This window comes from Bradyrhizobium manausense (genome assembly GCF_018131105.1).
In the GTDB taxonomy this organism is placed as follows: domain Bacteria; phylum Pseudomonadota; class Alphaproteobacteria; order Rhizobiales; family Xanthobacteraceae; genus Bradyrhizobium; species Bradyrhizobium manausense_B.
Window position 1 is genome coordinate 3,345,157 of the sequence record NZ_JAFCJI010000001.1, and the last position, 17,830, is coordinate 3,362,986.

The 17,830-nt window shown below is 62.6% G+C and carries 17 protein-coding genes and 1 pseudogene; 8 read left to right on the forward strand and 10 right to left on the reverse strand.

Features of this window, described 5'->3' with window-relative positions:
* Positions 1–10: 10 nt before the first annotated feature.
* The gene (locus JQ631_RS16030) at positions 11–796 is read left to right on the forward strand and encodes an enoyl-CoA hydratase/isomerase family protein (protein WP_212327537.1); all 786 of its coding nucleotides are present in this window, start codon (positions 11–13) and stop codon (positions 794–796) included.
* Positions 797–799: 3 nt separating this feature from the next.
* Here the strand turns inward: JQ631_RS16030 and JQ631_RS16035 are convergent, their stop codons facing one another.
* Positions 800–1,234 (reverse strand): DUF6157 family protein, encoded by a 435-nt coding sequence (locus tag JQ631_RS16035; RefSeq protein ID WP_212327538.1) that lies wholly within the window; start codon positions 1,232–1,234, stop codon positions 800–802.
* A gap of 16 nt (positions 1,235–1,250) precedes the next feature.
* Complete coding sequence (locus JQ631_RS16040) at positions 1,251–1,895, reverse strand: glutathione S-transferase family protein (protein WP_212327539.1); 645 nt, start codon at positions 1,893–1,895, stop codon at positions 1,251–1,253.
* Positions 1,896–1,981: 86 nt separating this feature from the next.
* Here JQ631_RS16040 and JQ631_RS16045 point away from each other — a divergent pair, with 86 nt between their 5' ends.
* Together JQ631_RS16045 and JQ631_RS16050 are read left to right on the forward strand one after the other, a co-directional pair.
* Positions 1,982–2,962 carry a helix-turn-helix transcriptional regulator gene (locus JQ631_RS16045; RefSeq protein WP_212327540.1) on the forward strand — a complete coding sequence of 327 codons (981 nt, stop codon included), beginning with the start codon at positions 1,982–1,984 and terminating at the stop codon, positions 2,960–2,962.
* A 137-nt stretch (positions 2,963–3,099) separates the two neighbouring features.
* Positions 3,100–3,330 carry a hypothetical protein gene (locus tag JQ631_RS16050; protein ID WP_212327541.1) on the forward strand — a complete coding sequence of 77 codons (231 nt, stop codon included), beginning with the start codon at positions 3,100–3,102 and terminating at the stop codon, positions 3,328–3,330.
* Between the two features lie 55 nt (positions 3,331–3,385).
* Here JQ631_RS16050 and JQ631_RS16055 read toward each other — a convergent pair whose 3' ends face one another.
* The 4 genes from JQ631_RS16055 to JQ631_RS16070 all read right to left on the reverse strand — a co-directional run bounded on the left by JQ631_RS16055 (position 3,386) and on the right by JQ631_RS16070 (position 6,574).
* Positions 3,386–4,333, reverse strand: a complete 948-nt coding sequence (locus JQ631_RS16055; protein ID WP_212327542.1) for a fatty acid desaturase — start codon at positions 4,331–4,333, stop codon at positions 3,386–3,388.
* A 15-nt stretch (positions 4,334–4,348) separates the two neighbouring features.
* Positions 4,349–5,368, reverse strand: a complete 1,020-nt coding sequence (locus JQ631_RS16060) for an alpha/beta fold hydrolase (protein ID WP_212327544.1) — start codon at positions 5,366–5,368, stop codon at positions 4,349–4,351.
* Between the two features lie 159 nt (positions 5,369–5,527).
* Positions 5,528–6,331, reverse strand: coding sequence for an MBL fold metallo-hydrolase (locus JQ631_RS16065; protein WP_212327546.1), 804 nt, complete (start codon positions 6,329–6,331; stop codon positions 5,528–5,530).
* Positions 6,332–6,424: 93 nt separating this feature from the next.
* Positions 6,425–6,574 carry a hypothetical protein gene (locus JQ631_RS16070; protein ID WP_212328667.1) on the reverse strand — a complete coding sequence of 50 codons (150 nt, stop codon included), beginning with the start codon at positions 6,572–6,574 and terminating at the stop codon, positions 6,425–6,427.
* Here JQ631_RS16070 and JQ631_RS16075 point away from each other — a divergent pair.
* The gene (locus tag JQ631_RS16075; RefSeq protein WP_212327548.1) at positions 6,516–7,715 is read left to right on the forward strand and encodes an MFS transporter; all 1,200 of its coding nucleotides are present in this window, start codon (positions 6,516–6,518) and stop codon (positions 7,713–7,715) included. The genes JQ631_RS16070 and JQ631_RS16075 overlap by 59 nt on opposite strands.
* A 12-nt stretch (positions 7,716–7,727) precedes the next feature.
* Here JQ631_RS16075 and JQ631_RS16080 read toward each other — a convergent pair whose 3' ends face one another.
* The 3 genes from JQ631_RS16080 to JQ631_RS16090 form a co-directional block, all read right to left on the reverse strand.
* Positions 7,728–8,735: a zinc-dependent alcohol dehydrogenase family protein gene (locus tag JQ631_RS16080; protein WP_212327549.1), complete on the reverse strand. Its 1,008-nt coding sequence runs from the start codon at positions 8,733–8,735 to the stop codon at positions 7,728–7,730.
* 15 nt (positions 8,736–8,750) lie between these two features.
* Positions 8,751–10,364 (reverse strand): acyl-CoA synthetase, encoded by a 1,614-nt coding sequence (locus tag JQ631_RS16085; RefSeq protein ID WP_212327550.1) that lies wholly within the window; start codon positions 10,362–10,364, stop codon positions 8,751–8,753.
* 67 nt (positions 10,365–10,431) lie between these two features.
* On the reverse strand, positions 10,432–11,199 hold the full coding sequence (locus JQ631_RS16090; RefSeq protein WP_212327551.1) for a FadR/GntR family transcriptional regulator: 768 nt from the start codon (positions 11,197–11,199) through the stop codon (positions 10,432–10,434).
* Between the two features lie 161 nt (positions 11,200–11,360).
* On the opposite strand from JQ631_RS16090, the pseudogene JQ631_RS16095 reads away from it, so the two are divergent.
* Positions 11,361–12,567: pseudogene (locus tag JQ631_RS16095) on the forward strand (ABC transporter substrate-binding protein).
* Positions 12,568–12,608: 41 nt separating this feature from the next.
* On the opposite strand, the gene JQ631_RS16100 reads toward JQ631_RS16095, so the two are convergent.
* The gene (locus tag JQ631_RS16100; RefSeq protein ID WP_212327552.1) at positions 12,609–13,553 is read right to left on the reverse strand and encodes a helix-turn-helix domain-containing protein; all 945 of its coding nucleotides are present in this window, start codon (positions 13,551–13,553) and stop codon (positions 12,609–12,611) included.
* Positions 13,554–13,813: 260 nt separating this feature from the next.
* On the opposite strand from JQ631_RS16100, the gene JQ631_RS16105 reads away from it, so the two are divergent.
* From JQ631_RS16105 to JQ631_RS16115, 3 genes are read left to right on the forward strand one after another with little or no spacing between them, the layout of a single operon-like run.
* Positions 13,814–15,709: an AMP-binding protein gene (locus JQ631_RS16105; RefSeq protein ID WP_349644985.1), complete on the forward strand. Its 1,896-nt coding sequence runs from the start codon at positions 13,814–13,816 to the stop codon at positions 15,707–15,709.
* Positions 15,710–15,747: 38 nt separating this feature from the next.
* A complete protein-coding gene (locus tag JQ631_RS16110) occupies positions 15,748–16,719 on the forward strand; it encodes an ABC transporter permease (protein WP_212327553.1) in 972 nt (323 codons plus the stop codon).
* A gap of 40 nt (positions 16,720–16,759) precedes the next feature.
* On the forward strand, positions 16,760–17,776 hold the full coding sequence (locus tag JQ631_RS16115; RefSeq protein ID WP_212327555.1) for a sugar ABC transporter substrate-binding protein: 1,017 nt from the start codon (positions 16,760–16,762) through the stop codon (positions 17,774–17,776).
* Positions 17,777–17,830 lie beyond the last annotated feature (54 nt).

The window sequence follows — 17,830 nt, forward strand, 5'->3', positions numbered from 1 at the left end:
GACAATAACAATGTCGGAAACCGCCGACGCAGCCAGTGGCCCCGTGCTCGAGATCCGTGGCGCCCGCGCCACCGTCCGCTTGAACCGGCCCAAGCATCTCAACCGGCTCCAGGCGGAGGACCTCGGCGAACTGGTCAAGCTGTTCGACCGGGTCGAGGCCGATCCTGAAATCCGCGTGCTGGTGCTGACCGGCACGGGACGCGTTTTCTCCGCAGGCTATGACCTCAATTCGGTCGCCGAACGGGCGGTGAGCGCCAACGAGCAGCAGAGCGCGGGCTCGGCCTTCGAAGTCGTCGTCAACCGGCTGGAGGATCTTGGCGTGCCGACGATCTGCCGGCTCAATGGCGGCGTCTATGGCGGCTCGACCGACCTCGCGCTCGCCTGCGATTTCCGCATCGGTGTCGACACCGCGGAGATGTTCATGCCGGCGGCGCGGTTGGGCCTGCACTACTACAGGAGCGGTATCAAACGCTACGTGACGCGGCTTGGCGTCGACAACGCGAAAAACCTGTTCCTGACGGCGCAGAAGATCACTGCTCCGGAGATGCTGCGGATCGGCTACCTCACCGCCATGGTGCCGGTGGAGACACTCGACGAGGAAGTCGACAGACTTGCCAACGTCCTCGCCGGCAATGCTCCGAATGCGATGCGCGGCATGAAGCGCGCCATCAACGAATTCGCCCGCGGCGAGTTGGATGAGCGAGCTGCCGACCAGCGCCACCGCGACAGCATGCGCGGCGACGAGATCAAGGAAGGCATCAAGGCGTTTGCGGAGAAGCGTGCCCCGAGGTTTTGAGGGTCACCCCCGCTTCGAGCGCATCGCGCGCGTTTGCGTGAGCTTTGAATCGTCCGACAGCGCTTGATAGCGTTCGCTGTCGACAGCGTAGATTGCGATGCGGCCTCTACCGTCGGCGTGTACACCCCAGCCGTAGCGCTTGCCGAGCCCGGAGGCACGCATGCAGGCCTGTCCGCGCGAGAAGAACGCAGCGCGTGCAGCGTTCTTCTCTGACTTGGTCGCCCTCGCTCCAAGCTCGCGCCCATGCGCCGAGGTCGCGAAGATCACGTCGTCCGACGTGTATGCATAAGGTGCATTCGCGATCATCGCATATTGCAGGCCCGCCACTGTCGGGCGCCCTGCACGCGGCGGCGGCTCCTCACCGCAGCGCGCCGGACAGTCTTCGGCAACCCGGATGAACGTGTCGAAACAGTTGGTCGTATGGATCGATTTGGTCATGTGAGATTCGGGCCCTTCATCCTCCAGCGGCCGCGGCATGCTGCGCAGCCATCTCGTCATCGGCCGCACTGATGCGCTGGAACGCCGGCCTTGACGTGATGCGTTCGCTGTACCGAACGAATACGTCCTTCTTCGGCACGATGCCGAACATCATCGTCCAGTTGAACGCGACGCCCCAGAGGATATCGGCAGCTGTCATGCGATCACCGAGCAGATACGGCCCTTTCGACAACTGCGCCTCGAGCGCGCCCAGCATGGTGTCGTAGTCAGCGTAGGGCGACTGCGTGATCGGCATAGGCTCGCGCTTCATGAACTTGTCAATCAGGGCAGGTTCGAAGGAGGAGCCGTAATAGGCGGTCCAGCGCAAATACGGACCGCGCAGCGGATCGCCAAGCGCGGGCGCAAGGCCAGCCTGCGGAAAGAGATCGGCGAGATAGATGAAAATGGCGACCTGCTCGGTCACGAGCGCCTCGGCATGCCGGACAGCCGGCACCTTGCCGAGCGGATTGATGGCGAGATAGGCCGGCTGCCGCTGTTCGCCGGCCTTCATGTTGAGGACCTGAAGATCATAGGGTGCGCCGAGTTCCTCCAGCAGCACCCGTGTGCCCATGGCCCGGCTCTGCGGCGAATAATACAGCGTGATGCGGTACGGATCGGTCATGGCGCGTCTCCTCGGGGCGGCTTGCGATGGCGCACCTTGTAGCGGACCATACCTGACATCTTGTGTCAGGTATGGTTTAAGGGATCATGCGCGCGAGCCGGATGTTGTCGATCCTCACCACTCTCCAGGCAAAGGGGCAGGTCACCGCGCCCGAACTCGCGGAGTCTTGCGAGGTGTCGGTGCGCACGATCTATCGCGACATCGACGCGCTCGCGGCATCCGGCGTTCCCGTCTATGCCGATCGCGGTGCGGAAGGTGGCTACCGCCTGCTCGACGGCTACCGCGTGCGCTTGAACGGCTTGTCGCAGAGCGAAGCCGGCGCGCTGTTCCTTGCAGGCCTCCCCGGCCCGGCGGCGGCGCTCGGACTGGATGCAGCGATGATCGCCGCGCAGAACAAGCTGATGGCGGCGCTACCCGCAAACCTGCGCGAAGATGCCGGCCGGATGCAGGAGCGCTTCCATCTGGACGCGCCAGGCTGGTTCGGTGAGGCAGAAGAGCCAAAGCATCTGCGCACGATTGCCGGCGCGGCTCTCCGCGGGACGCTGATCAAGATCCGCTATCAAAGCTGGCGCGCCGAGAAGCGGCGCCGTGTCGCGCCGCTCGGCCTCGTGCTGAAGGGCGGCAGCTGGTATCTCGCGGGACAGGTCGACGGCAGCGTGCGCACTTATCGCGTCGCGCGCGTGCTCGACTGCACGGCGCTCGACGACCGCTTCGATCGTCCCGCCGATTTCGATCTCGCCGGCTATTGGCAGGACGCGACGTTGAGGCTCGAGGCCGAGATGCATCCGAATGTCGCGATCGTTCGGCTCTCGCCGCTCGGCGTCAAATTGCTCGACGCGCTGAGCCAGCCTTACGTCAGGGCGCGCACGCAGATTGGAGACGCCGTTGATGCGGACGGTTGGTGCATCGCCAGAGTCCCAACCGGCAAGACATCATGGCATGCCGCCGCGGAATTGTTGCGGCTCGGCTCCGAGGTCGAGGTACTGGAGCCGACCGATCTCCGCGAGAAGATGGCCGAGATGACGCAGGCGATGGCCGCGCGCTATCGCGCGGCGCGGAAAGCCTAACGGCGGCGCGTCTCGCAGCGGTCGACGAAACAATCCTGAAACACGATTCTCCAACCTCCTTGTGAACGGAAACACGCTTCGCCCCGACCGAGAAGCAGGGACACAACAACGGCTTCGCGCCACACTGGAGAATGAAGATGTTTCGTAAGCTTGCACTTGGTCTGATTGCCGCCGGTTCGCTCGGCGCTGCTGCTCTCGCGCCCACCGCTGCGTCGGCCCATGGCTTTCACCACTGGGGTCCCGGCTGGGGCTTCGGCGGCGTGTACGTCAACACCGGCCTCAACAACTGCTATCAGGAACGCGTCGTCCAGACCCGCCACGGCATGCGCGTCCGCGTCGTGAATGTCTGCGGGTACACCGTCTACTGATATCGCGCCTTCGACACAGCTCCGGTCGCAACGCGGCCGGAGCTTTACGTCTGGCTTAGGCGCCCTGCCGATGCCGGCGAAACCAGGCCCAGGTCTCGCGCGTCGTTCTGATGTAACCACGGCCGCGATGGACGATCTCGCCGTCGACGATGCCGTTCAGCCTCGGTAGCGCGTGAAACGGGATCGAAGGATAGGCGTGGTGCTCGACGTGGTAGGGCATGTTCCACGCAATCCATTTGAAGACCGCGCCGGTATAGGTGGTGCGGGTATTCTCGAAGGCACTGCGGGTGCGTTCGCAACCGGTATGTTCTGCGTAGAGGTAGGGCCGCAAAAAGAATTGCCCGGTGATCAGTGGCACGATCCAGACCCACAACAACAGCGCTGATGAGAACCACAGCGAGAGCGCGAGAAGCAAAACATAGAGCGCGGCATAGACACGCGCTTCGGTCACGATGGTGGGCCGCTTGTTCTCGGGAATCCAGGGCACGGCGACCTTGCCGGTGACGGCATGGCCGAGCATCAGCCGGAGACGACCGGCGACCTGGAGTAGGCCGCTATAAGCGATCGCGAGTTGCGTGTCGGATTTTGGCTTGACGCCAACGATCAGCTCCGGGTCCTTGTCGGGATCCTGGGTGTAGCGATGATGATCCCAGTGGAACAGGCAGTAATATTCGTAGGGAAGGCCGATCAAAAAGGCCGAGAGATAGCCGACAGCGAGATTGAGTCCGCGGCTTCTAAACGCTGTTTTGTGCGCGGTCTCGTGCACCGCCATGAACAGGAAGGCGACGAGATAACCCTGCACCACCATCAGCGGCAGCGCCCAGAGCGCGCCATAGCGCGACGATACCATCCAGATCAGCGTACCCGTCAGCACGATCAGGCCGTAGTGACCGAGGGCCTGCGCTGCGCCCCTCAAGTTGGATCGCACCGACAACTCGCGCAGCATGGCCGGGCTCAGCGGCTTCAGGCGATGGCCGGGCTCTGAGACGATCACGTCGGTCATGTCAAATGCCTACCCTTATTTGCTGAGAAGTGCTGAGATCTCGGCCTTGATGAAAGCCTGGTCGCGCGGATTGTTGACGGGATTGCCGGCGCGATGGCCGTGCAGCGACGGGATCGGATGCAGCACCGCCGATTTCGCGTTGACCAGCTTGCCGATCTCATCCTCATTGTCGCGAACGTCGAAATAGCGATCGGTCGCGCCTGGCATCAGCAGCATATGCGCCTTGATCGCCGCCAGCGCACGATCGAGATCGCCGCCGAATGCCTCGCAAGCGCTGATATCGCCGCGCTGCCAGATGCCGGCTTGCGCGAGGAGATCGTTGGCGTCGCGACGCGCAAAAGTCGTGTCCCAGGCGCGGACAAGATAGTCTTCCAGCGAGGTGAAGCCTGCCTCGCGCCACAACTCGTCGCGATAAAAGCCGTGCGACATCGCCCAGCCGGCATAGACACGCCCCATGGCACGATAGCCTGCGACAGGCTTCTCGATGAAACGGCCGTCGCGAAAGGCAGGATCGCCTGATAACGCAGCCTTCACGCTTTCGAGGAACACATGATTGTAGGGCGCGCAACGCGCGCTGCCGCAAACGACGGCGGCACGTTCGACCATCTCGGGGTGCAGAGCGGCCCAATGATAGGTCTGCATGCCGCCCATCGACCAGCCATAGACCAGCGCGAGCCTTGTGATGCCGAAGCGTTCGCCGAGCAGGCGATGCTGGATGGCAATGGCGTCGTGATAGCTGACTTGCGGGAACGGCCCGTTGCTGGAGTTCGACGGCGAGGACGACAGGCCGTTGCCGAACAGGTTCGGGATGATGATGAAGTAACGTGTGGGATCGAGCACTCCGTCGGGCCCGATCAGCCACTCGGTGTCGAAATGCTGCGCGCTGAACGAGGTCGGATAGAGGATGACGTTATCTTTGGCCGGGCTGAGCTGGCCGTAGGTCTTGTAGGCGAGCTTCATCGCCGGGAAGACAGTGCCCGATTGAAGCCTGACGTCCCCGGCCTCAAAACTCTCGTAATCGCGCTGCCCGGTCATGCGTCCAACTCCCGCTTGCGCGGCCACAAAACGCGCCCGCCGCAACCACGATGCATCGATTGTGCCGGTCCAGCAAACGTATCGTTGCGGCTACATAATAAATGTACTTTTAGTACATTTATTTGATCGAGGCAACGGGGATTTCGGCTAGCCGCCCGCTTAGGCGATGGCCGCGATGTATCGCTCTACTGACGCCGCGAAGGCCACCTTGGCGCCTGTGGCGATGTTGCGGCCCCACCAGGCGCCGTAGATTCGGTCGAAGGCGAGCGGCTCGACCGCATCCGCGATCCGCCGCACCGCGGCGGCGTTGAGCGGCATGTAGTTCGGATAGGAGTACATGAAGCTGAGGAAGCGACGATCCATCGTCACCTGCGCGATATCGCCGGTGAGCAGCGCACCCTTGCCCTCGGCGCCGCCCGGATAGTGCAGCATGGTGGCGCCCGCGAAATGACCACCGGTGCGCAGCAGCAGGACATCGTCCGAGATCCGATGCTGATCGCCGGTCCAGTGCACGATCGAGGGATGCGGACGCGTCACCCATTGGCGATCATCAGCGTGAAGATAGACCGGGACACCTCCGAAGGCCTCGCTCCAGTCGGCGAGCGCACCATAGTAGTGCGGATGCGAGACCGCGATTGCCGTAAGGCCGCCGAGTGATTTGACATGTGCGATCGCATCCGCCGTTGCCAATGGAATGCAATCCCACATCACGTATCCGCTGCCGTCGGGAACCAGCAGCGCGCGCTGGCCGATGCCAAAACTCGGCTCGAGCGCGATGCCGGTAAGGCCGAGATCATCGCGCCAGACGAGGCTGTGACGTTCCGTGAGCGTTTCGGGCGCGAGAAAGGTCTGCCCTTTCCAATTCACATATTGCCGCTCGTCTTCGCAGATCGGACAGGATGCTGGCGGCTTTTCGCTGGTCGGAAATTGGGCGCCACAAGTTTCGCAGGTCCAGAGAGGCATGGCTGTAATCCAGAAATAAGACCGTTGCAGACATGCAATGACATTGCGGTCCGGCGATCGCAAGTCCGCAGGAACCAACGCGGTTAGCACAGGTTATTTTTCGGTCCGCCCCGGCACAAACGTGCCGGCCATGTCAGCCTGCGCGAGATCATAGTCGATCGGCAGCATCACGTTCAGCGTTTCGATGACATCGCGCCCATCCTCACTCCGTCTCTGGCCTCTGTTCGCCGTTAACTTCTTCATGGCGGATATGCAGTCCGGCATCGGCCCGTTCGTCGGCGTGTTCCTTCAGGAGCGCGGCTGGGCCACCGGCCTGATCGGCACCGCGCTGACGATCGGCAATGTCGCGGGCATGCTGGTCACGACGCCGATTGGCGGCTTCATCGATTCCAGCCGCAACAAGCGGCTCTGGGTGGTCATCCCCGGAATCTGCGTAGTCGCAGCATCCACGATCATCCTGATCTCGCAGAATTTCTGGGCAGTAACTCTCTCCCAGGTAGCACAGTCACTCGCGAGCGCAGCCATCGTGCCCGCGGTGACCGGCATCACGCTCGGCATCGCCAAACAAAAGGGCTTCAATGCGCTGAACGGGCGCAACCAGGCCTTCAACCATGCCGGCAACATGGTCGGCGCAGCACTGTCAGGCTATCTCGGTTACAAGTTCGGCTACGTCGCAGTGTTCGTGCTGGCGGCCATATTTGGCGCCATCGCGATCGCGTGCGTGCTGATGATCCCGGCCAAGTCCATCGACGATCGCCAGGCCCGCGGCAGCAGGGAGGACGAAAGCAAGAATCCGCCGGATGCCATGTCCGTCCTCCTGAAGCACAAGCCTCTCCTGGTACTGGCGCTCGCTCTTGCCGTCTTCCATCTCGGCAACGCGGCGATCGTTCCGCTATATGGCCTCGCAGCGGTGGCGCAGGGGCAGGCCAACGGCCCGAGCTTCGTTGCGACCACCGTCGTCATTGCGCAGGGCGTCATGGTCGTGACGTCGCTGGTCGCGATGCAGGTCGCGGGAAAACGCAACTACTGGCCGGTGATCCTGGTGTCCTTCATGTTTCTACCGATCCGGGGCGTGCTGGCGTTTTTCGTCACGGGATGGTGGGGAGTCGTTCCCATGCAGGTGCTCGACGGCATCGGCACTGGATTGCAGACGGTCGCGGTCCCCGGCATGGTCGCACGCTCGCTCGACGGCACCGGCCGGATCAATCTCGGCCAGGGCGCGGTGATCACGGTGCAGGGCATCGGCGCGAGCCTGAGCCCCGCACTCGGCGGCTGGATTGCGCAATGGATCGGCTACGGTCCGACCTTCCTGCTGCTCGGCTGCTTCGGCCTTGCCTCGATAGCGCTGTGGCTGGCATTCGGCGTGCATGTGAAGAAATATTGAGGCGAACGGGCCTTATGGAAACTCCACCACGATCTTGCCGAAATGCCCGCCCTGCTGAATCAGCCGCAGCGCATCAGGCACGGCGTCGAAGCCGAACACGCGATCGATCACCGGCTTCATCATGTTGCGCCCGATCGCGGCAGTCATGCCCTCGAACATGCGCCGGCTGCCGACGGAGAGGCCAATAACGTGCAAATTCTTGGAGAACAGGCTCGGGATCGCGATCTGCTGCGAGAAGCCCGAGAGCACGCCGATCACCAGAATCGTGCCGCCGACGCGCGCCGCTTCCAGCGATTGCGCAAATGTATCCTTGCCGCCGACTTCGACGACATGATCGACGCCACCGCCGGTCCACTCTGCCGCGGCTTTGCCCCATTCCGGCACTGAACGATAGTTGATAGTGTGGTCAGCGCCGAGCGCCCTGGCGCGTTCGAGCTTCTCATCGCTCGACGAGGTCACGATCACGCTCGCACCGGCGAGCTTTGCGAATTGCAGCGCGAAGATCGAGACCCCTCCGGTGCCCTGCACCAGCACGGTGTCGCCGGGCTGGACCCTGGCTTCCTCGAACAGCGCGCGCCAAGCAGTGAGCCCTGCGCAAGGCAATGTCGCAGCTTCCAGGAAAGTCAGATGCGAAGGGATGCGGCTGACGCCCTCGGCATCGAGTACCATCACCTCCTGCAACACGCCCGGCCGCGTGCCGCCGAGCGCGTAGCGGCGGCTGGCCGCCGACACCTTTCCATCGATCCAGGACTGGAAGAACATGGGGCAGACGCGATCGCCAACGGCGACGCGGGCAACGCCCTCGCCCACCGCGATCACCTCGCCCGCTCCATCCGAGAACGGGATCAGCGGCAATTTGGTGACACCGCCCTTGCCTTGCACCGTGAGCAGGTCGCGATAGTTCAGCGACGCCGCCCTCATCCGCACCACGACCTGGCCGGGGCCAGGTGCAGGTTCCGGCAGATCGAGCAGCTCCATCCCCTCGATCGACCAGTCCCGCGCGACATGCCAGGTCTTCATGGGAAACGCTCCACCTCAGCTGCCAAAATTTTTCTGGATGGCCTTGTCGAGGGTATCAGTCCCGACGAAGCGCTGGCGCAGCTCGCGCTTGAGCAGCTTGCCGCTCGGATTCTTCGGCAAGGCATCGACGAAGATCACGCGCTTCGGCACCTTGAAATGTGCCATCTGGCCGGCGCAATGTTGGATGACGGCATCCTCGTCCAGCTTCTCGCCGGCCTTGACCACGACGATCGCCGTGACAGCCTCGATCCAGCGCGGATCCGGCAGGCCGACGACGGCGACTTCGGACACCGCGGGGATGCGATAGACCATCTCCTCGACCTCGCGGCTGGCGACATTCTCGCCGCCGGTCTTGATCATGTCCTTGACCCGATCGACCACGGTGATGTGGCCCTCGTCATCGACCGTGGCGAGATCGCCGGAGTGAAACCAGCCGCCTGCAAAAGCGGCCGCGGTCTTGACGGGATCGTTGTAATAGCCTGACAGCAGATGCGGCGAGCGATGCACGATCTCGCCGACCTCGCCGACCTTGACGTCTTCCATCGACACATTCACGACGCGGGTCTCGACATTGAGCACGGGCTTGCCGGCCGAGCCGGCCTTGCGGAGCTGATCCTCCGGGCGCAACACGGTCGCGAGCGGCGCGATCTCGGTCTGGCCATAAAAATTCCAGAACTTGACCTTGGGCAGGCGACGCTGCAATTCGAGCAGCACCTCCACCGGCATGATCGAGGCGCCGTAATAGCCCTTCTCCAAGGTCGACAGATCGGTCTTGTCGAAGTCGGGCGAACGCAGCATCGCGATCCAGATCGTCGGCGGCGCGAAGAAAGACGTGATCTTGTGCGCCTGGATCAGCGCCAGGATGTTGTCGGCGGTCGGCTTGCCGGTGATGACGCCGGTAGCGCCGAGATAGATCTGCGGTCCCAGGAACACGTCGAGCTGGGCACAATGATAGAGCGGCAGCGCGTGCAGAAACCTGTCGTCTACGCTCATGCCACCATCGATGATGCAGCTGACATACTGCCACATCACCGCTTCATGGGTCAGCATCGCGCCCTTGGGCAGGGATTCCGTGCCGCTGGTGTAGACGATCTGCGCGAGATCCCGGCTGTCGACGGACGCCTCCAGATACGAGCCGTCGGCGTGAAGCAGGTCATCGAAGCTCGTGAGGTTAGCCGGCGCCGCGGCGGGATCCTCGCCCGGCAGCCAGATCATCTTCTCGACGGCGCAATCCTTGGCGCTGGCCGCACGCGCCTGTTCGACGAAATCCGGTCCGGTCGCAAGCAGCTTTGCGCCGGAGCTTTTCAGGATGAAATTGATCTCGTCCGGATTGAGCATGAAGTTGATCGGCACCAGCACCGCGCCGATCCGCGCCACCGAAAAGCGCAGGGCGGCAAAGGCATGCGAATTGCGCGAGAGCACGGCGAGACGATCGCCCTTCTTGACGCCGAGCCCGAGCAGGCCGCGACCGAGCCGGTTGCAGATCGCGTCCATCTCGGCAAACGTCCAGCTTACATTGCCGCAGCTGACCGCAAGCCTGGTTGGCTCGCGGCCCGCTGATCGGCGCAAGAGATCGCCGATGGAATGCTCGCGCGCCTTCGAGATGGTCGCTCCGATGTCGCCGGTCATGTGTCCCTCCGTATGATGCCTGTTTGTGCGATTTCTTGCTTGAAATCTTGCGTCTTGTAGATTTGCGCTACCTGCGTCGGGCCGCCTGCGCGTGTTCCATGTACATGTGCTCGACAGACCGATCGAGTGAGGCGATCTTCTCGAAGCCGCGCCGCCAGTCCTGCAGATGACGCCGCGTCCACAGCACGCCGGCCTCGCGGTCGCGGCGGCGGATCGCGTCGATGAGGTGGCGATGCGCGGCGACGAGGCGCGGGCCGCCTTCGGCGACGCCGGTCACGATCATCTCCGTGGTCGGATAGAACAGCTGCGCCGCCGGCTCGCGCGCGAGCTGGAGAACGCGGTTCTGCGAGGCTTTTGCGACCAGCACATGGAATTCGGCATCGCATTCGGCCAGCGCAGCGGAATCGCCAACCACAGCCTCGCTTCGCACGAGATTGTCGGTGAGCTCGGCGAGGCTCTCTTCCGTCGCGCGCTCCACCGCACCTTCGATGCTGGCGACCTCCAGCGTCATCGAGGCCTCGTAGAGCTCACGAAACGTGACCTCATGCAACACCAGCGCGCGGCTGAGGCGGCTCGTCAGCTTGCTGTAGCGCGGCAGGCAAGCATGCAGGCGACGGGAGGAATCACGGCTGATCAACCCGCCTTCCTCCAGCACGCGAATGCCCTCACGAATGGTCGAGCGATTGACGCCGAACTGCCGCACCAGGTCGTGTTCGGTGCCGATGGGATCGCCTGGCTTGATGCGGCCATTGACAATCTCACGCTCGATGGCGTCAGCGACCTTCTGATAGGCCGGCGCGACATCGATCGGACGGAAAAGCGGCGAGACTGGCACGAAAACCTCCAATGGCGATTGTCCGACAAATGGTAGAGGCCGCCTGAGTGCGCGTCAACTGGTGCCAGAGATAGCGGATACGCAGTAAATTGACTCCTCCGGAACCGCGCTCTAACTTTGTCGGACAAAGGGACGGCACAGTCCCGCAAGAGGAAACGTCCATGAGAACTATCGCAGCCCTCGTGTCTGCGGCCGGCTTGCTGTCGGCTGCCCTGATCGCGCCCGCCTCCGCCCAGCAGACCCCGCTCAAGATCGGCGTGCTCTCCGACTTCTCCTCGGTCTATTCCGACATCGGCGGCCAAGGGAATGTCGAGGCCACCAAGATGGCGATCGAGGATTTTGGCGGGCAGATGTTCGGCAAGCCGATCGACATGGTCGCCGCCGACGTGCTCAACAAGCCCGATGTCGCCTCCGCCATCGCCCGCAAATGGTGGGAGACCGAGGGCGTCGACATGATCATCGACCTGCCGACCTCGGCCACCGCGCTTGCGGTGATGGAGCTGTCGAAACAGTACGAGAAGATCATGATCGTGACGGATGCGGCGAGCTCCGACATCACCGGAAAATCCTGCTCGCCCTATACTGCCCACTGGACCTACGACACCTATTCCAACGCCCACACCGTCGGTAGCGCCATCGTCAAGAACGGTGGCGACAGCTGGTTCTTCCTCACCGCCGACTACGTGTTCGGCCATTCCATCGAGCGCGACACGGGCGATGTCGTGAGGGCCGCGGGCGGCAAGGTGCTCGGCAGCGTCAAGCACCCGCTCAACACGGCTGATTTCTCGTCCTTCCTGCTCCAGGCCCAGGCCTCGAAGGCCAAGATCATCGGGCTCGCCAATGGCGGCGGCGATACCATCAACGCGATCAAGCAAGCCGGCGAGTTCGGCATCGTCGCCGGCGGCCAGAACCTCGCTGCGATCGTCATGTTCATTTCCGACGTGCACAGCCTTGGCCTGAAGCTCGCACAGGGGCTGATCATCACCGAGGCCTATTACTGGGACCTCAACGACAAGACCCGTGCCTTCGGCAAGCGCTTCATGGAGCGCGTCAAGCGCATGCCGACGATGAACCAGGCCGCGACCTACAGCGCCACGCTGCACTACCTCAAGGCCGTGCAGGCCGCCGGCACCAAGGACACCAAGACCGTGATGGCGAAGATGCGTGAAATGTCGGTGAAAGATGCTTTCACCGACAACGGCGTCGCTCCGCGAAGACGGCCGCATGGTGCACAGCATGTTCCTGTTCCAGGTGAAGAAGCCTGAAGAATCGAAGGCCCCCTGGGACTATTACAAGCTGCTTGCCGAGGTGCCGGCCGACCAGGCCTTCCGTCCGCTGAGGGATGGCGGCTGCCCGCTGGTGAAGTAACGCGACGGACCTGCCTCGCCTCGCGCGGCGCAGGTCCAACTCTAGCGGCGGCGCAAGTCGGACGGACTATGCCCGAACTTTCTTCGAAATACCGTGCTGAAGTAGGACGAGCTGCTGAATCCCAATTGATAGGCGACTTCGGTAATCGACAGCGAACGCAGCTCGGAACGCGTCAGGACGTCGTAACAACGCTGCAACCGTCGATCCAGGATCCATTCCGACACAGAGAGGTCGGTGAGCCGGAAGAGATAGTGCAAATGCCTGAGCGACACGCCATTGCTCTTCGCAATCCTCTCGAGCGACAGATCCGCGTCGGTGAGGTGCGCCTCGATCCAGGCTTTGACGGACCGCAGGCGGGCCTGCTGCGCGGTCGCATCCTCGGAGAATTCCTCCCTGCCGCCCATGTCGAGCGCAAGCGCCAGCAGGTCCATCAGCTCACCACCGAGCCGCGCCCTTGCGATCTCGTCCAGCGGCGCGCCTTCCTGCGCAAGCGTCGCGCAGAACTCGGCGGCGATCCGGCCCAGGCCGCGACTCGTCGTCATTGTCGTGATGACAGGCAGGCGCCCATCACTGAAGCGGTCCGCGAACTCCGTCCGGGGTATCTCGAGGTAGAGCGATCGTACCTTGCCGATGCATTCGAGGTCGTAGGCCTCGGAAGCCGAGAAGACCGTGCTCATTCCGGCGTTCGAACGCAGGGTCTGGCCGGCCTGAAGAACGTTGATACTGCCCTGCTGGACGAATTCGAGGTAGTAACAATCCTTGTCGAGCTTCGCGATGTGCCGCTCGCGCCGAGATATCCGCTGTTCCGACAGCAGCACATCGGTCATGGTGATCGCGCCGAAGTTCAGCTTGCGGATAAAGCCCTGATAGTCGGATCGCTCTTCGGCATTGACGTCGACATGAACGTAGGCATCGCAAATGGCGCCCTGCCACGCGGCGAAACGCTTGGATGGCTCGAGGTCGTCCGTCGAGAATATCAGGTCCATCGTTCACCTATCCGTCGCAAGGCCAAGATGAACAATGTTTGTGCGTCGCACAAGCTGGCAGGATACTAGATTGCCGCCGCCTGTACGCAAGACCAGTTTGCGCGGACAAGCAAAAGCTTTGCGCTCCGAAGCAAGCCGCGTTCAGGCATCTGGCCTATGAACAACAAGAAGCAATCGTTGAATTAGGCAGGAAACATTCGCTTGCATCAGGTCAGACTGACTGCCGCACAGTACGATGTGCAGCTTGAATGGCGGGGCCCGTGAGCAACGTCTTGCCCTCGACTATGACGACGCGCTTCACGCGGGCTGTCGCTGATATCGCCGACATCGAGGCGCTGGAGCGCTTGCCGTATGATTCCCTTGTGCCTGCCCGCAATCTCCATGATCTCTTCGACGCCACTGCACGACTGCATCCTGACCAGCCTGCACTCACGGTTCTGACCAGGGGCTCGCGAGAGTCTGGCGACATCACGCTGACTCATCGGCAGTTGCTTGCCGAGATTTCCCGCGCAGCCAATCTGTTCAGGGCACACGGAATCAAAGAGAGCGGCGGCACAGTCGCGTTTCTCTGCCCGATCCTGCCGCAGCTATTTCCGGCATTGCTCGGCGCCCAGATCGCAGGCGTCGCCAGCTCGATCAACTATCTCCTGAACGAAGATGCGATTGCCGATCTGCTCGACGCGCAGAACGCAACCATCCTGGTGGTCGCTTCTGAAGCGGCCGATCGCGCGATCTGGACCAAGGCGGCCAATGTCGCGAGCCGCGTCCCATCGCTGAAGACGATTTTCGTGATCGGCGCGAATGGGCCCCTGACGGGCGGTGCGGCGAGCTTCGACGAAGCAGTCGCGACGATGCGCGACACCCTGGATTTTACGCCTTCATCGGATCGCGACACGGTTTGCGCACTGTTCCACACCGGCGGGACCACCGGCCGGCCAAAGCTCGTCCGCCTGACACATGGCAACCAGATCCACGCCGCCTGGAGCTTTGCGCAGGTCCACGGACTGGACGAGCGAGATGCCGCCGTCAACGGTTTCCCCCTGTTCCACGTCGGCGGCACAATGACTCTCGGCCTGTCGATTTTGGCGGCCGGCGGCCATGTGATCATTCCCTCGCCCTACAGCCTCCGAAGCCCCGATGCGATCCGCGACTATTGGCACACCGTCGAGCGGTTTGGCGCGACCATCGTCAGCGGCGTGCCGACCTCGATCGCCGCGCTTGCCGAGGTGCCGATCGGGTCATCCGATGTCGGCTCGGTTCGCATGGCTCTCACCGGGGGCGCCGTGGCGCCGAAAGCCGTGAGTGAAAGGTTTCAGGCCCGTACCGGGATCAGATTGTTCGAAACCTACGGCATGACGGAGACCGCGGCGGCAATCGCGTTCAATCCCGGCCGCGGCACACCCGTGCAAGGCAGCGTCGGCTTCCGGTCGCCGTTTGCGCAAACAAAAATCGTCGCGCTTGATGATGTGGACCTCAGGACGGAATGCCCGCCGCTCACCAGCGGCCTCGTCCTCGCCAGAGGACCGCAAGTGTTTCCCGGATATCTTGATCCCCAGCACAATAAGGGCGTGCTCACCGACGACCACTGGATCGTCACAGGCGACGTTGGCTACCTCACCACCGACCAACGGCTGGTGCTGACTGGCCGCGAGAAAGACCTGATCGTGCGCAGCGGCCATAACATCGACCCTGCCGCCATCGAGGACGTCGCGAATGCCTTCCCCGGTGTCCAGATGAGCTCAGCCGTCGGCATGCCGGACGCCTACGCCGGCGAGGTGCCCATTGTCTTCGTCGTTCCGTCTCCCGGAAAAAACATCGACATGCCGCGGTTGCGCGAGCATCTCGAACGCAACGTCAATGAGCCTCCGGCCAGGCCAAAGCGCGTCGTCCTGATCGAAGCCCTTCCCGTCACCGCGGTCGGCAAGATCTTCAAGCCCACGCTTCGCGACCTCGCCGTTCAAGAGAAGGTCAGGACCGAGATCGATCGCATCTTCGGCCCGGACACCATCGCAGAGATTCTCGTCGACAAAGACGCCAGGTTAAATACGCTGGTCACCATCTCGATTGGCTCCAATGATCAGGAGCGGGTGAAAGCACTCACGGAAAGCCTGGCATCGCTTCCACAGACCTATCGCATAGAGACCCGACCGTCATAACGGACCCGCAGAGGCCGACGAAGAAAGGCAATAAGGGGATGAAGCGCTTCCGGTTCAACCAGCAAGAGATCGTCTTCGCCGTCTTTGCGTTGCTATTCCTCGTCTTCTCGATCTTCCTGAATGGCTTTCTGACAACCGAGAACATGCTGACGCTGCTGCAGAACGTTGCAGTGCTCGGCATTCTCGGCCTCGCCATGGCAATCGTCGTGATCGGCCGCGGCATCGACATCTCGCTGATCGCGGCCCTCGCCGTGCCTCCGGGCCTCGTGCTTCAGATGGTGCAGAACGGACATTCTTTGCCGTACGCGCTGCTGATCGCCGTGCTGCTCACGATCGCCTTCGGTCTCGTCAATGGCTGGCTGATCGCCTATGCCGAGGTGCCGTCGCTGTTTGCTACACTTGCGACGGGGCTATTGCTCGCCGGCCTCGGGCAGGCCGTCCTGTTCCAGCTCGACGTCGTGCAATGGAGCCAGGGCATGAACGGCTTCGAACGGCTCGGACAGGGCACCATTCTCGGTATTCCCACCTCGATCGTGATGTTCGCGATTGCCTGTGTCGTGGTCGCCTTCCTGCTCCGCCAGACCCGCTGGGGCGCTTATATCTACGCGATCGGCGACAATCCTTACGCCGCGCGTGTCACCGGCATTCCGTCCCGTCCGATCATCGTGCTGCAATATGTGATCGCGGCCCTGATCGGCTGCTTCGCCGGCCTCGTGATGGCTGCGTCGGTCAATTCAATGCCGACGCGCGTCTTCAACTCGACGCTGATCTACGACGTGATCCTGGTGGTCGTGCTCGGCGGCATCGGGCTGTCAGGCGGCCGCGGCGGCGTGCTGAACGTCATCATCGGCACGCTGCTGATCGGCACCATGCTCAACGGCATGACCATCATGGACATCTCCTACGCCGGACAAAACCTGATCAAGGGCGTGGTCCTGCTGCTCGCCGTCATCACGGACTCTTTCCTGAATCCGCGCAACGAAGAAACGGCACAGCAAGGCGACATCTGAACGACCGAGAACAAAGACAATTACAACCAAGGAGGAAGCAATGAAGACCTTTGGCAACCCGACCAGGGTGACCCTGGCCGTACTGGCTCTGACTGCACTGACCGCACCGGCTCTGGCTCAGCAAGGGCTGGACGAACCGTTCCAGAAGCCGTTCAAGGAAGCGCTTGCCGGCAAGACCGTGGCCTATGTGCCGGTGGCGATGAACTTCGATCTTACCGAGGGCTGGTATGCCGGCCTGAAGAAGGAGCTCGAGCCCTACGGCGTCAAGTTCGTGATTCGCGACGCCAACTGGAACACCAATGCCGGCGCGCAGGCAGTCACCTCGCTGATCACCGAGAAGCCAGCGGTGATGGTGGTCCATAATCCGGACGTGCAGACCTACGCAAAACTGCTGCAGCGTGCCGAGAATGAAGGCATCTACGTCATCCAGATCAATATGGGCTCGGCCTATCGGAGTTCCGCCTTCGTCGGCGCCAACTGGGTCGAGATCGGCGAACGCCAGACAGAAGCCGTGGTCAAGGCCTGTGAGGGCAAGTCGAACAAGATCGCGATCGTGCAGGGCGCCCTCTCGGCCGCGGCGAGCGCCTACACATTGAAGGGTGTCGAGAACGTTCTCGCCAAGCATCCGGAGATCAAGGTGGCATCGAGCCAGGCTGCCGATTGGGATGCCGCCAAGGCCAAGGCGATCACGCAAACGGTGCTGAAGCAAAATCCCGATCTCTGCGGCATCGTCGGCTTCTGGGATGGCATGGACATCGGCACCGCCGCCGCAGTGAAGGAAGCCGGACTGACCGGCAAGGTGTTCCTCACCACCTCGGGCGGCGGCGAGCGCAAGGGCGCCTGCGAACTGGTGAAGTCAGGCGCGTTCGATCTCGACATGAGCTACGACGTGCCGACCCAGGCCGCGCAGATGGCCGGCACGATCAAGTGGCTGCTATCCTCAGGGGCCAAGCCTGGCTCGGTCAAGGGCTCGGAATACACCACGCTGATCCCGATCACCAAGGAGAACGCTGACAGCCAGACGTCGTGCTGGAATCTCAGCGACCTCAAGAAATAGTTCGCGCTGACGCCCGTGGTCCCCGGGATCGACGCCCGGGGATCTCACTCTCAA